Source organism: Bacillus sp. FJAT-49736 (assembly GCF_018343615.1).
GTDB lineage: Bacteria > Bacillota > Bacilli > Bacillales > Bacillaceae_C > Margalitia.
Genome location: NZ_JAGYPI010000002.1, coordinates 549670 through 562699 on the forward strand (window position 1 = coordinate 549670; position 13030 = coordinate 562699).

Genomic DNA, 13030 nt, shown 5'->3' on the forward strand with positions numbered 1-13030 from the left:
GGTTAACCAATTTGGTTAGATTATGTCCTTTTCATCCTAGAGACCACTCCTCAAGTTAGTTATAGGTTGTCAAGCGGTTTCCTTGACGAGCTATAACTAACTTGAGATCCTGTTTCGGGATGAGAAGGAAGATTAAAAACACGGCACGAAGGCAAAATCTTTTAGACACCGGTTGGCAGTCTGATATACGTGGGTTCTCACATTTTATCTTTCCGTGGCGAGGACTTGTCACGAACTATTTACGTGCGTTCACTAGTAAAAGCTAGCACAAACGGAATTCGTGGATTTTCCTCTACGGTTTTTTACTTTGCCTCCGAGCCCTATTTTTACTCCATTTTTTATATTCTTATAAATCCGTTACTTGGCGTTATATCCTTTAAACTACTACTCTTATTTAACGTTGAAACATCACTGCTTTACAGGTAATTCTTCCACTTCCTGCGCGATAGCCCAAATAAACCCTGCTAATTCCCGAGCTACAGCTGTTATTGCCGTATTGCTTGATTTACCACGTGATAACAATCGAAAGTATTTTTTATGCAGTCTCTGTTGGGCTTTCCAAGAAATAGCCTGAACAGACCCTGGTTGTCCATCTTGTCTTCTTTTTAATCTTTCTCGAACAGCTGGTTGATACCGATAACTCCAAGCTGATTCAATCAGCACTTTTCGGGCATGTGTGTTTCCTGTTTTGGTGATTTTTCCTTGTTTTCTAAGGGCTCCGCTAGAACTTTCACTCGGTACTAGCCCTAGATAGGCCATTAATTGGTTCGGTGTACGAAACCGTTTAAACGATCCTATTTCGGCAACTAAACTTGTGGCGGAAATCACAGCTACACCACGTAAACATTGGAGAGCTTGAATCATTGGGGCATGCACTCCATCAGCTGCCTTTTCTTGTATTTCTTCTTCTAAACGCTTTACACGTTGTTCTATTTCTTGAAGGTTCTGTAAATACTCTTGGAAAGCGACTCGTAAAGGAGAATATTTAAATTTTAATGTGTAGATCCACTCCCGATATTTAGAGGACCAATTCCTTCCTGTTTTTTCTGGAGGACGGATATCATATCGTAAGAGTAGCTTTGTGATTCGATGCTTTACACGTAACTCATCCTCTTTTGCATCTTCTCTAGCTCTTACCAGATCTCGTAACGCTTCATCTTCTTCTGTAAGTACATATACCGAAGTTAATTCTCCGGCTCGAAATAACTGGGCTAGGCGAATGGCATCTCTTTTGTCTGTTTTTACTCGATCACCTGGCTTTTGTGGAGTTAAACCCGGTGCGATTACATCACACTCAATCCCTAAACTCAAAAATAATCGGTATAATTGATATCCTGTTGGACCAGCTTCATAACACATTTTAAGATCTTCAGGATTTCCTAGCTTTTTCACTAATTTTCTAATTGCCTCTGGCGAATTGGGGATCATTCCATAGTATCTCGGCTCTCCTCGACCTTCATCTGCGATTGCCACTGCAATTTTTTCTTTTGATACGTCTAAACCTACATATTTTGTGTTATCCTTCATAGTAAGGCTCCTTTCGTAATGTAGCTCTGAATTGGTTTTTGTTTTTGCATTAAACATTCTAACCAAGTTAACCTACGAATTTACGATTAAGGAGCCAGTTTTGTTCATGATAACTATTTCCTTGAAAAGCAGTGATTTATATGTATTTTTTCACAAATAGCGTACCCTGTGTCCTCAAAATCCTAAAATTTGGTCAATCTATTAAGAATAGCGGATTCTGTGTCCACTTAAAATAATAGACTAGCTTTTTAAAGTGATCCACTCGCTTTCCAACATCATATATCCTTTTCTACAATGCATCAGAACTTCCTAACCTAATATAAATCCCTCTTATTAAATATCGCCCCAACTCCAAAAGGAATTTATTGATTCTATGAAGAATACATAAATATCAATCCATTTCAAGGAGTTGGTAAAATGGGATACGTTTTTCTAGCCCTAATTATTATTGTAATTGGTTTCACTTTGTTTAAAATGATCAAAAAGAAAAGCCTGCCATCCAACCAATACACACCGTATGACGATATAATGTTTGGAAAAAAGTTTGAAGCAACTCAAAACGAAACAGTACAAGATACGAAACACACTCCAGAGTATCAGGAAAGTGAAAAGTAAAAATACTATTCAAAAAGCCAAAAATAGAGGAGAATTTCACATGAACAACCTTACAAAAATGAAAATATTAAAACCGGCACATGAAGTATTCGAAGCGTTCGTCGATCCTACTAAAATCGGAAACTTTTGGTTTTCCTCCAGTTCTGAGAGATGGGAGGAAGGAAAAACGATTACCTTAAAATATGAAGAGTACAACGCAATACTAGAGATTAAGATAGCCAAAATCGAACAAGATAAAAGGATTGTATTCTTGTGGGGTCCAAATGATGCAGAAAACAAGGTTACCATTTCCTTAAAAGAAGTGGACCCTTCAACGACTATTATCGAGGTAAACGAGGATGGATTTAAGGAAAATGATCCGGAATTAGTTTTTAAATTGATAGACAATAAAGAAGGTTGGGTGTTTATGCTGACTTGTTTAAAAGGTTACTTGGAGTTTGGCGTAAACCAATTAAGAGGCGGATTGGTGAAAGGTTGAGCAGTTACAATTAAAAATTGCAAAATGAAAGGATAAATGTAGATAGGATAAAGCTTATCTACATTTATCCTTTATGTGCACTTAGAGGTTCTACCATACCTCTTTAGCATAAAGAAATAGCCAAACTCTTTTATAATGGAACGCCCGGTGGAGGAAAATTATGTGAATTAGAAATAATCGAAGTTGTTGTATTCGGATCCATATGAGTTAAATAATACGGGCTATAGTAATGGTATGGCTTTAGATGTACATATGGGAAATAGTGATGGGGAACATAGACCATTTGGGGAGTATTATAAAACGGACGCAGCATTATTTCATCCCTTTTCAGATATAAGTTGTTTAAATCAGATTATACGTATACATTGTCTTAAGTGAGGGCTAAAGCCTTTTTATAGTTATAGGTTTGAATAAAAATCTGCTTCAAGTATTAATAGCGATACTCGAAGAAGGATTATCGCTTTTTTTGTTGAAGTTTTAAACTAAAGAACCGACAGTTAATAGAAATAGGACAGCTGAAAGTATATTAATAGAAAATAAAAAAGTGGCTAAAATGGAGGTGTTAATTATGAATGTAAACTCTGAATGCTTAGGTTGTAAACTATCAAATCAACTTTTACCAGTAAATGTTGTATATGAGAACGAGTATGTTTGTTGCTTTCTCGACAAAGAACCTTTTAACGAAGGGCATACTCTTATTCTTCCAAAAAAACATTTTGTAGATATTGAAGAATTAGATATTGAAACTGCAAATGAAATTATGAAAGCATCAATAGTAATTTCAAAGGCATTAAAAAAATTATATAATCCTGATGGTATCACGATTTGTCAAAACGGAGGTGTATTTAACGATTTAACGCATTATCATATGCACATTATACCAAGATTTAAAAGACAGCGTTTTTATGCTTACTACGAGATACAAAAAGATAACAGCAAAGAAAAAGCAAAATTTCCAGAAACAAAATCCAAATTGAAGACCTTGATTGAAGAGTTATCTTGAACTAACTGGTTATTCCTGTATATCTGAACAAATATACTTATACATTAAGGTACATAAGTTGGAACATAACTAATCTGCTTCTAATAGTTATTTTATAAGTATGCTCTAGAAGAATCTTCTTCCCTAATAATCTTCCCTTTTGTGCAGAATTATTGGGTGTAAAAACAAAAAAGTACATCACTATTTGTAAGTGATGTACTAATAATATATGACACAAATGGCAAGGTACTATCATTAAATTCCTTGCTATTTTTACGCTGCGACCTTTTTTGCATTTTTAATTAAATTGGCTTGAACCAATCTCTTTCTGGCAACAATCCCTATCCAGCTGGCTAAAAATGCTTTAATTAGCCCAACTACAATAAATGGAGTAACTCCGCCAGCAAAAGCCTGATTCCATGATAGATTTGCTACATATTTTAATTGAATCATACCTATTAATAAGGTAATAATCATTCCGACAGTGTTTGCAACCATTGCCATCGGGATATTGAATTTTGTTTTTTCTAAAATAATGCCTGTAAAGAAGGCAGCTACAATAAAACCAAATATGTATCCACCAGTTGGTCCGACTAATATATGTGCTCCACCTGAAAAGCCTGCAAACACCGGCAACCCAACAGCTCCTAGGATAGTGTAGCAAATCATAGAGATTGCCCCAAGTCTGCTTCCTATGATCGTAGCCGTTAAACCAACCGCTAATGTTTGCCCGCTAATTGGTACAAGCGGCAATGGTATTTCCACCTGAGCCAAGATTCCTGTTAATGCTGCAAAAATAGCACAAATGATAATTGCTCTGAGTTTCGTTTGTTGATTGTTCACTAATTACACCCCTTATGTTAACCTTAACAATAAATAGGTTAACATAAATTGAGTAAATGTAAAGAATTAATTTTTTCGTATAGATTTATTGTTTTACCTCAGGGCATCTTTTCGCACGAAAGTTATTATTTCGTCTATAAAACCAACAAAGTTTAAGAAATGAGACTTAACTTATTTCATAAAATACCCACGGTGATATTTCCCCACCCATCTTATTATAGAGAGACTGGGCAACTAAATTATCCTTTGCCGTTTCCCAGGTCATAGAGCAGAAGCCATTGTCACGTATGTATTGCAAGCAAGTTTGAAACAGCTTTTCTCCCACTTGTTTTCCTCTAATTTCTGTTTTTACAAATAAATCATTCAGGACAGCTGCCCTTTTTACTCGTAACGTACTAAAAGTAAAATACAAAGTTGCAAAACCTACTAAAACACCATCGAGTTCCGCCACAAACTGCAGACCGCTGGCAGGTTGGTCGATTAGATGCTCTATTAAGCCTTTTAATTCTGCTTCATCCGGCTTTGACTGCTTATAAAAGTCCACAATATATTCCAACATTAATTCGTAAAGTTCATTAATGTCTTGGCGAGTTGCTTGTCTAATCAATACTTCTTCCCCCACGTTCTTTTCCCCCTTAAAAATCAATCATTGCTCCGCGTTCATCAAAGACTGCAGTTGGATTCCAGGCAACCTCCCAAAGATTATTCTCTGGATCGGCAAAATAGGCTGTTCTGCCACCCCAAAAAGCATCACTCGGTTCCCGTAGAATCTTCCCGTCAAGCTTGCTAATATGTTCTATCACTTCATCTACCTGTTCTGGCTTATCCACATTAATAGCTAACGTAACACGTGAATATGCTTGTGTAGTTGAAATATCAATACCTGCATCTTTCGCTAGCTCTTTGATGGGGAATAGGGAAAGAAGAACTCCTGTAGTTTTAAATACAGCGTATTCATCTGAACTAACACTAGTTTCTTCCCAGCCTAGGTTCTTATAAAAAGACCGCAAGATCGGCAAATTAATGGCTCCAATTGTTATTAAGCTGACTCGTTGTGGAATCATTAACCATCCTCCTCAAAAGTTTATTTTCAAATATTATAAGAATGTACAACTATTTTATTTCAATCTTTCCCCAACGCTCGCCAAACCGCCCAGCTTTGATGCTCATGAACGAGCTTTTCCATTGCTATTTCTATATCAACCATTTCATATACATGGTCCTCTTCAATTGGCTCCATTACCTTTTCTCCTAGCTGACAAGCATAGAAATGTCCGATGTTCCGATAATACCCCTTATAATACTGGGAATAGTAATATTGCTGGGCTTCTCCAATGAAATCCCCAATCCTCACATCAAAACCCAACTCTTCCAACACTTCTCTTTTCAGACAATCGTTATCACTTTCCTTCCCTTCTATTCCTCCACCAGGAAGAAAATAGCGTCCCTTAATATTCACAATGCCTACCTTTGACTTATTTTCATAAAAAATAACTCCGTAACAGCCTTTTCTTGGCTCATATTCCATTGCTTCTATTTTCTCTCCAAACGTCAGTACTTCCAACATTTCCTAACCACCCTACAAAATACAATTAAGTACCTAAAAACTCCGTCGGCAATTCCTTCTCCACCAGATTTTCTTCCATGGTCACCTGGTAGGCCTTCGCATTCTGTCTGGAACTGACCACATTTACCATTTCTTGTTCTATAAAATGAATTGCCACTCCATCGTCCGCTGCAAGTCCTGGCTTGATTTGGTTTGTTATGATCATTTTATGATATGCAGGCCTTCTATCCAGTTCGGCATCGTAATGTGGACAATTGCTTCCTTTTAAGAATCCAAGCGCCTTAATAGGCTCCAGCTCATCACCAAAGGAATCCGTCACTCCATCCTCAAACCAGCAGATAGAACCCGCACTAATTCCCGCCAGCACAATTCCTTGATCCCATGCTTTTTTCAAAATATGATCCAATCCCCATTCCTTCCACAGTATTAATAAATTCTTAGTATTACCACCACCGACATAGATGATATCCTTTGTTAAAATATAATCCTCCAGATCCCTTGTTGGCGGCTTAAACAAAGAAAGATGAGATGGATTGCAATTATGCTGCTGAAAGGCTTCATAAAACCTAGTAATATAATTGTCCGCATCCCCGCTTGCAGTTGGCAAAAAGCAAATAGCTGGTGTACGCTTACTAGATTGCTTCAAAATATACAAATCCAAGAGTGGATTTTCCGGTTCCATCGAGAACCCGCCACCACCAAGCCCGATGATTTGTCTCATATAAGTATTCCCTCTTTTTCAATAATACCTCTTATTTCCATAAGATCATCTATGACCGTATCTGCAAAGGAAAGTTCGTCTTCCTTAGCAAAATCAAAACGGCAGCCAATCGCATGCAAACCATTTGCTTTTGCTGCTTTTATATCCGATAGACGATCACCCACGACGGCACCTCTTTGAATCTTATATTTTTTCATGACGAGATGAACAAGATCCGTTTTATCCCTTGATTCTATTTGCTGGATACTAAAAACCTCCTTCACCCAGTTGTCCAGGCTATAGTGCTTCATAATTGCCTCCAAATAGTTTGGCAAACCATTGCTGGCAATGTAGATCGGGATGTTTCTATTTTTTAAATATGTAAATAGCTCCTCGACATGGGGATATAAATCTCCAACACCATTTTGTATAGTATAAATTAATTGGTCGTGAAAAAATTCATTAGCTTTAGAACGAACTTCCATTGAATGATCCGGCAATAACGTCTCCCAAACGACCGACAATGGGACTCCCATAATATCACGGTATTTTTTGATAGGCGTTTCTTTTTCCCACAAGCCTTTTTTTCTTAAGTCTGCAAATGTCTCTTCCAGACTTATTTCTAGTATTTTATCCGTCTGAAATAATGTTCCATCCATATCAAAAATTATTGAATAAGTCATAGTAAAACCTCTTTTATTGTGTAATATGTGTTATGTTGATTTTTTCCCAAATAGATTTCCAGTTCTTATTTACGATTCTCTCTTCGTATATCGCTGCCCTCTCCGTTGTTTCCTTAAAATATGGAGTTGGTCTCACTTCCATATGAAGAACGTCCTTGATTCCACAAGGTGCCGTCAAAATAAGATTGTCTTGCTCATCTAATTTCACTCCCAAAGCCGTAGCAGTTTCAGGGAATTTTGATATTGCATCAATAGATGAGGTATAAGGAGGAATGTTATTTTTGACATGCATTCTTGCTTCATTTTTCACCGACCATGGAAGTGTTGGGTGCAAACTTTTCAATTTTTCTTCCAATCTCTTTTCCTCTGCTTCGTCTGTGTTTGTCTCATCGAAATAGATAACATCAATATCAGGTATCGGTGTTCTTACGTCAAAACCATGAAGTGTATCCCATATTTTCGATCGCACAAAGCCAGCACAGACCCACCAATCCGGGAGATTCAGCTTCTTAGCCGTTCGCAAAATCTCCATCATCCAATCATCCTCCCTCACCAGTTGGAGAATATCCTCTTCCGTTCCAATGGTTTCCTGCACTAAGGGTGTCTGGCACCTTGCCTTGATTAACATGAAATGAGGATTTTTCATTAGTTTTTCGTACGATTCAGGCTCCTTCTTTTCTAAAGATCGTATTGGTTGAGGCTCTATCAATTTCTCAATTGTAAAAAAGCGCAATGTTTCTTCTAATATGCTATGGAGGGGACGCCGATAGAACGGAACTTCAATATATCTCCCCTGCCTCTTCCATTTATCAATAATCAGCTCCGTTGCAAAATAATCTTTGCTTTGCGACATACCAATATCCATGAATGGATGGTGAACCGAATATAAGAAAACCCCTTGAGGTTTCAAAACTCTTTGAAATTCATGAAAAACTGATTCCCAATCCTCTACATAATGAAGAACGAGCGAGCTTACAATGATATCAAACGAATGATCCTTAAAAGGGAGCTTCTCAGAAAGGTCTAGACAATAAACTTCCGCCTTTTCCCCAATTCTTCGCTTTGTTGCCGCGACCATCTCAGGACTTAAATCTATCGCAGTAACTATTGCACCACGTTGAAGTAATTGTTCCGTATACCACCCAGCTGCGCAGCCAGCATCTAATACCGATTTTCCCGTTAAGTCTAGAGGAAGCTCTTTCATCATCGCTGGCCTTTCATATAAAGTATTGTAATAAGCCTCCTTATCCACTCTATTTTCATAATCTGACGCCAATTGATTATAGGTATCCTTTACACTCATCCTTCATCCTTCTTTCATCCTAGCTCTCTAGTTTTTTCACAAACAGCACTCTGCTTCCTCCGCGACCATCATAATCCGTATGAACTGGGACCCCGTCCTGCAAAGCATCCCCTTCCTCCATAACAAAGCCCATTCTCGTATGATAAGCAATGGAAGTTTTATTGACTGGGGAGGTAACACAACGAACCGTATCACAGCCCAACTGCTTCCCTATTTCAAAAAATCTCTCATAAAGCTCCCTTGCCACACCAGCCTTTCTATATTCGGGATGAACCCCAACGAAATGAATATAGGCTTCCTTAGAATAAGTTTGTGACTGGAAGCCTACTAGAAATCCAACAATATCTCCATCTTCTACTACAACAAAACTGGTTTGCTGAAAATGCACAAAAAATAATTTAGGTAGCATGTCAGACATACGCCTGCCACCCCACCACATATCTACCACAGAAATAATTTTTTTATAGTCAGACGATTGAATGTTTCTAATCAATATTGAGTCCCCCGCTATTTACTAAATCTATTACTAAAAGATTCTGTAAAAAGAAAGAATCTCCTCCTATATGTCCACATGAAAAAATAATTGACATTTACCCATGCCATCTCCATAATTGTCTTAGCAACTAAGATAATTAGTGACTAAGTCAATTCTATCTCCTTGAGGGACGTGATTCCATGACAGATGAAAAAGAGCATACATATGAATTGGTGCCTTCACTTAATCAGGAATTGAGAAAGTTCAGCACCTTAAATCTATTTATTATGGAAGCTATTGCCGGAAAGCTACGATTAAATGCCACCGATTTAAAGTGTCGTGACTTGTTGAATTACACGGGGCCAATTACCGCAGGGAAACTGGCCAAATTAACAAATTTAACGACTGGAGCAATTACTGGAGTGATCGATCGCTTAGAAAAGGAAGAGCTGGTGGAACGAGTTCACGATCCTGAAGATCGCAGACGAGTAATCATTCAGCCCCTTACACATCGTGCTCCTGAAATCCGGAATTTGTTTAAACCGTTAAACGAATCTCTTTCCGAATTATTTAAGAAATATAATGATGAAGAATTGCATTTATTACTAGATATGTTAGTGGAGCTTAATGCTCTTTACCCTAAAGAATTAATGAAAGTATCAAAGAAAGATTAAAAGGGGGATTTTTATGGTATCAAATGAAAGTAAAGTTGGCTTTGTAGTCACGGGCCTGCTTTTAGGAATATTAATGGGAGCTATGGATAATACGATTGTTGCCGCTTCTATGCCAACCATAGTTGGTCAACTCGGAGGTCTAGATCAGTTTATCTGGGTTACCTCTGCTTATCTTGTTGCAACGATGGCAAGTATGCCGATTTTCGGGAAATTATCCGATATGTATGGCCGCAAACGATTTTTCATTTTTGGTCTGATCATTTTCCTTATTGGATCAGCCCTTTGCGGAACAGCACAAAGCATTATTCAGTTAAGTATTTACCGTGCCATTCAAGGAATTGGCGGGGGCTCTTTAATGCCAATTGCATTTACGATTATTTTCGATATTTTCCCGCCAGAAAAGCGTGGAAAAATGACTGGGTTATTCGGTGCAGTGTTTGGTTTATCCAGTGTTGTAGGTCCATTATTAGGAGCATTTATTACAGATCATATTGGTTGGCGCTGGATCTTTTATATCAACTTACCTCTAGGGGTAATTTCGTTATTTTTCATTATTCCGTTCTATAAAGAAAATCTACAGCTTAAGAAGCTTAAAATCGATTGGCTTGGTGCAATAACACTTATTGGAGCTGTAGTCAGCTTAATGTTTGCACTTGAGCTAGGCGGTAAGCAGTATGCTTGGAGTTCTACTCTGATTATTTCACTTTTTGCTATTTTCGCTGTACTATTTGTGATTTTTATTTTTGTGGAAAGAATAGTGGCAGAACCAATTATTTCTTTTAGCCTATTTAAAAGTCAATTATTTGCTGCAACACAAGGAGTTGCCTTTTTCTATGGAGCAGCATTTATCATCACAACGGTATTGATTCCATTATTTGTTCAATCCGTTTACGGTGGTACGGCTACGAACTCCGGGGTTATTTTGATTCCAATGATGATTGGATCCGTTATAGGAAGCCAACTTGGCGGTCAATCGGTTAGACGCTTTAGCTATCGTGGAATTATGATTGTTTCTGTTATTTTCTTTTTTGCCGGGATGCTGCTTCTTAGCACCATTGATACAGATACTCCGCGATACCTGCTTACCATTTTCATGATTATTACCGGTCTTGGAATGGGATTTAATTTTTCCTTATTAGGTATGGCAACACAGCATAATATTGAACCGCAAAGACGCGGAATCGCAACATCTACGAATAACTTTTTCAGAACTTTGGGTATGACCCTTGGTGTTACGATCTTAGGATCCATACAAAATAATCTTTTAAACAGCCAATTAAAGGATGCATTTGGTCAAATGAAGGGATTTGCTGGTAAGATGGATTCTCGTGCCTTGCTCTCAGCAGATGCGCGCGCCAAAATTCCGCCGGAAATTCTGCATAAGATTACTGGTGCGATGGCTCATTCCGTTTCTACTACCTTTGCATGGGCGTTGATTCCAATTGGATTAGGATTTATTGCGATTATTTTAATGGGAAAAGAAAGATTAATGATCCCTGCAAAAGGGAATAAATAAGTTTCATGAAAAAAGACAAAACGCTTTTGGTTTTGTCTTTCTTCATTTTTAGTTACGGTGGAGTGAAGTTTTTCTGCGACACATGTATTGATTCTCAAGCACAATGCAATTAAAAAAGGTGCCTGGCACTCCCTACAAACTACATAGATATTAATTTTAATCGTGTGGCTGCCGCTTTGACTTTGTCTACAATTTTTTCTTCGTTATGATCAACGATGAAATGATATTTTTCTTTTTCCCGATTAATGAAATCTAAAACGCTATGCGGCATATTTTGTACACATAGAATCACGATATCACTTACCTCCATCATATTTTTCACATGGAGCGGAGATTTTTCATATGGGTCTATCCAGCTAGCGTTAATGCCATGCTTGTGGAGACGATTTTTATAACGAACGCCATTTAATGAGGTAACGATTAAGACACTGAAATCACCAATGTATTCAAAGGTCTTCTTTTCCTTTGTCTTCCCGGTGCGTTTATTCTTTGCCAATGCCCCAGCTTCTTCCTTAGAGTCTTCCAGCATTAGCTTTTCCGAGGAATAATACCAATAGATGTCGACGACTCCCTCACTATTTTGGAAAGCTGCCGCCGGAGTATTCTCATATAATGTGTGGCCAGGATGATAGCTAATTTTATATTCATTCAAATCCAAATCAACAAATACATATTCGTCATTGTCCGATTTCTTAATATAACCAAATAGATTAACAGTGACTTTACTGTAATCCAGCTCGTGCTTTTTCCGGTAAAAATGAGTCTTCAACATGGATTTATATTTTCGGGTCAGTTTTTCAGATAGATGATATTGATAAAGATTCTCTAAAGAAAGGTTTTCATATAAAGTCTGTAATAGAAATTCAGAATCCAGTTCTTTATATTTTTCAATTTGCTTCTGGAGATCTTGAATTATATGGGTTTTCTTAGCAGCTGTCCGAAGGCTTGTGGCTCTTTCCTCCTCCAACTGTTGGATTTTATTGCGCAGAATAGTGATGGTGCTTGTCTGATCACGCTTTATTTTATTATGAAGTGCCTTATTTATTTCTCGATATTTCTTTAATTCCTCCACTGTGTTGTGGTAAAGCTTCTTAAGGCTAGTATAATTTTCATCTACTTCGGTAAGTATCTGTCGTTGATTCAACAAAGTTTCCTGTAATACCTTTTTCTCTTCTGTCCAATTTCCAAACTCCGTCTTCCACTCTTCCATCGTTTTTTTAGTCTTATACAAGTTTTTTCGGAGCCTTTTATTTTCCGCTGACAATGTATGTATTTTCTTGTCCTTCTGTTTTTCTCTCTTTTTTAATAAGTCTAAGCTTTGAATTGCTTTTAAGAAATCGGACTTTGCCTTTTTATATAGCTTTTTGTATTTGTCCATGGATGGACTTTCTTTTTCCTTAACATTAATAGTAGATTTAGAGGGACGCTTTTTTATATTTTCTAATAGCTGCATTTTCCGTTCTTCCTGCTGCTGCTTGGTCGTCTTCCGATTCTTCTTTTGCTTTTGCTGCCATGCATTCAATCGATTCACCCCCTATTTATTCAAAAACTATTTTGTAAGATATAAATCCTTTTAAAAAGTTCCTTATCAGCATCATGTCTAAAGTCTCATTACCATTTTACTATATATTTTTAAAAATTTCGACAACTATAAGCAACAGAAAAAA

15 protein-coding genes and 1 pseudogene are annotated in these 13030 nt (G+C 37.4%); 5 read left to right on the plus strand and 11 right to left on the minus strand.

Annotation, left to right across the window (positions count from 1 at the left end; genetic code table 11):
* Positions 1–408: 408 nt before the first annotated feature.
* Positions 409–1527, minus strand: a complete 1119-nt coding sequence (locus KHA87_RS14060) for an IS110 family RNA-guided transposase (protein ID WP_213094786.1) — start codon at positions 1525–1527, stop codon at positions 409–411.
* Between the two features lie 417 nt (positions 1528–1944).
* Here KHA87_RS14060 and KHA87_RS14065 point away from each other — a divergent pair, with 417 nt between their 5' ends.
* From KHA87_RS14065 to KHA87_RS14075, 3 genes are all read left to right on the plus strand, one after another.
* A complete protein-coding gene (locus tag KHA87_RS14065; RefSeq protein ID WP_213094787.1) occupies positions 1945–2142 on the plus strand; it encodes an OadG family protein in 198 nt (65 codons plus the stop codon).
* 40 nt (positions 2143–2182) lie between these two features.
* Complete coding sequence (locus KHA87_RS14070) at positions 2183–2620, plus strand: SRPBCC family protein (protein ID WP_213094788.1); 438 nt, start codon at positions 2183–2185, stop codon at positions 2618–2620.
* A gap of 568 nt (positions 2621–3188) precedes the next feature.
* Positions 3189–3623 (plus strand): HIT family protein, encoded by a 435-nt coding sequence (locus KHA87_RS14075; RefSeq protein WP_213094789.1) that lies wholly within the window; start codon positions 3189–3191, stop codon positions 3621–3623.
* A 252-nt stretch (positions 3624–3875) separates the two neighbouring features.
* On the opposite strand, the gene KHA87_RS14080 is transcribed toward KHA87_RS14075, so the two are convergent.
* The 9 genes and pseudogenes from KHA87_RS14080 to KHA87_RS14120 all read right to left on the minus strand — a co-directional run bounded on the left by KHA87_RS14080 (position 3876) and on the right by KHA87_RS14120 (position 9194).
* Positions 3876–4445 (minus strand): biotin transporter BioY, encoded by a 570-nt coding sequence (locus KHA87_RS14080; protein WP_213094790.1) that lies wholly within the window; start codon positions 4443–4445, stop codon positions 3876–3878.
* Positions 4446–4611: 166 nt separating this feature from the next.
* Entirely contained in the window at positions 4612–5067 is a 456-nt protein-coding gene (locus tag KHA87_RS14085; protein WP_213094791.1) for a GNAT family N-acetyltransferase, read from the minus strand.
* Positions 5068–5080: 13 nt separating this feature from the next.
* The gene (locus KHA87_RS14090) at positions 5081–5509 is read right to left on the minus strand and encodes a VOC family protein (protein ID WP_213094792.1); all 429 of its coding nucleotides are present in this window, start codon (positions 5507–5509) and stop codon (positions 5081–5083) included.
* Positions 5510–5568: 59 nt separating this feature from the next.
* Positions 5569–6012: an NUDIX domain-containing protein gene (locus KHA87_RS14095; protein WP_249310397.1), complete on the minus strand. Its 444-nt coding sequence runs from the start codon at positions 6010–6012 to the stop codon at positions 5569–5571.
* Positions 6013–6037: 25 nt separating this feature from the next.
* Positions 6038–6733: a Type 1 glutamine amidotransferase-like domain-containing protein gene (locus KHA87_RS14100; protein WP_213094793.1), complete on the minus strand. Its 696-nt coding sequence runs from the start codon at positions 6731–6733 to the stop codon at positions 6038–6040.
* Positions 6730–7395, minus strand: a complete 666-nt coding sequence (locus tag KHA87_RS14105) for an HAD hydrolase-like protein (protein WP_213094794.1) — start codon at positions 7393–7395, stop codon at positions 6730–6732. Before KHA87_RS14105 ends, KHA87_RS14100 begins: the two co-directional genes overlap by 4 nt.
* A 13-nt stretch (positions 7396–7408) precedes the next feature.
* Positions 7409–8023 (minus strand): nucleotidyltransferase family protein, encoded by a 615-nt coding sequence (locus tag KHA87_RS14110; RefSeq protein WP_213095176.1) that lies wholly within the window; start codon positions 8021–8023, stop codon positions 7409–7411.
* Positions 8009–8698 (minus strand): annotated as a pseudogene (locus KHA87_RS14115) (class I SAM-dependent methyltransferase); the annotation flags it as partial. The pseudogene KHA87_RS14115 and the gene KHA87_RS14110, both read right to left, overlap by 15 nt.
* 19 nt (positions 8699–8717) lie before the next feature.
* Positions 8718–9194: a GNAT family N-acetyltransferase gene (locus KHA87_RS14120; protein WP_213095177.1), complete on the minus strand. Its 477-nt coding sequence runs from the start codon at positions 9192–9194 to the stop codon at positions 8718–8720.
* A 179-nt stretch (positions 9195–9373) separates the two neighbouring features.
* On the opposite strand from KHA87_RS14120, the gene KHA87_RS14125 reads away from it, so the two are divergent.
* Positions 9374–9847, plus strand: coding sequence for a MarR family transcriptional regulator (locus KHA87_RS14125; protein WP_213094795.1), 474 nt, complete (start codon positions 9374–9376; stop codon positions 9845–9847).
* 13 nt (positions 9848–9860) lie between these two features.
* Positions 9861–11363, plus strand: a complete 1503-nt coding sequence (locus tag KHA87_RS14130; protein WP_213094796.1) for an MDR family MFS transporter — start codon at positions 9861–9863, stop codon at positions 11361–11363.
* A 139-nt stretch (positions 11364–11502) separates the two neighbouring features.
* Here KHA87_RS14130 and KHA87_RS14135 read toward each other — a convergent pair whose 3' ends face one another.
* The gene (locus KHA87_RS14135) at positions 11503–12885 is read right to left on the minus strand and encodes a hypothetical protein (protein ID WP_213094797.1); all 1383 of its coding nucleotides are present in this window, start codon (positions 12883–12885) and stop codon (positions 11503–11505) included.
* Between the last annotated feature and the right edge of the window lie 145 nt (positions 12886–13030).

Bases quoted from the DNA above. Each gene is read 5' to 3' on its own strand.
- KHA87_RS14060 (WP_213094786.1), bottom strand. From the start codon at position 1,527: ATGAAGGATAACACAAAATATGTAGGTTTAGACGTATCAAAAGAAAAA.
- KHA87_RS14065 (WP_213094787.1), top strand. From the start codon at position 1,945: ATGGGATACGTTTTTCTAGCCCTAATTATTATTGTAATTGGTTTCACT.
- KHA87_RS14070 (WP_213094788.1), top strand. From the start codon at position 2,183: ATGAACAACCTTACAAAAATGAAAATATTAAAACCGGCACATGAAGTA.
- KHA87_RS14075 (WP_213094789.1), top strand. From the start codon at position 3,189: ATGAATGTAAACTCTGAATGCTTAGGTTGTAAACTATCAAATCAACTT.
- KHA87_RS14090 (WP_213094792.1), bottom strand. From the start codon at position 5,509: ATGATTCCACAACGAGTCAGCTTAATAACAATTGGAGCCATTAATTTG.
- KHA87_RS14095 (WP_249310397.1), bottom strand. From the start codon at position 6,012: ATGTTGGAAGTACTGACGTTTGGAGAGAAAATAGAAGCAATGGAATAT.
- KHA87_RS14100 (WP_213094793.1), bottom strand. From the start codon at position 6,733: ATGAGACAAATCATCGGGCTTGGTGGTGGCGGGTTCTCGATGGAACCG.
- KHA87_RS14105 (WP_213094794.1), bottom strand. From the start codon at position 7,395: ATGACTTATTCAATAATTTTTGATATGGATGGAACATTATTTCAGACG.
- KHA87_RS14110 (WP_213095176.1), bottom strand. From the start codon at position 8,023: ATGTTAATCAAGGCAAGGTGCCAGACACCCTTAGTGCAGGAAACCATT.
- KHA87_RS14125 (WP_213094795.1), top strand. From the start codon at position 9,374: ATGACAGATGAAAAAGAGCATACATATGAATTGGTGCCTTCACTTAAT.
- KHA87_RS14130 (WP_213094796.1), top strand. From the start codon at position 9,861: ATGGTATCAAATGAAAGTAAAGTTGGCTTTGTAGTCACGGGCCTGCTT.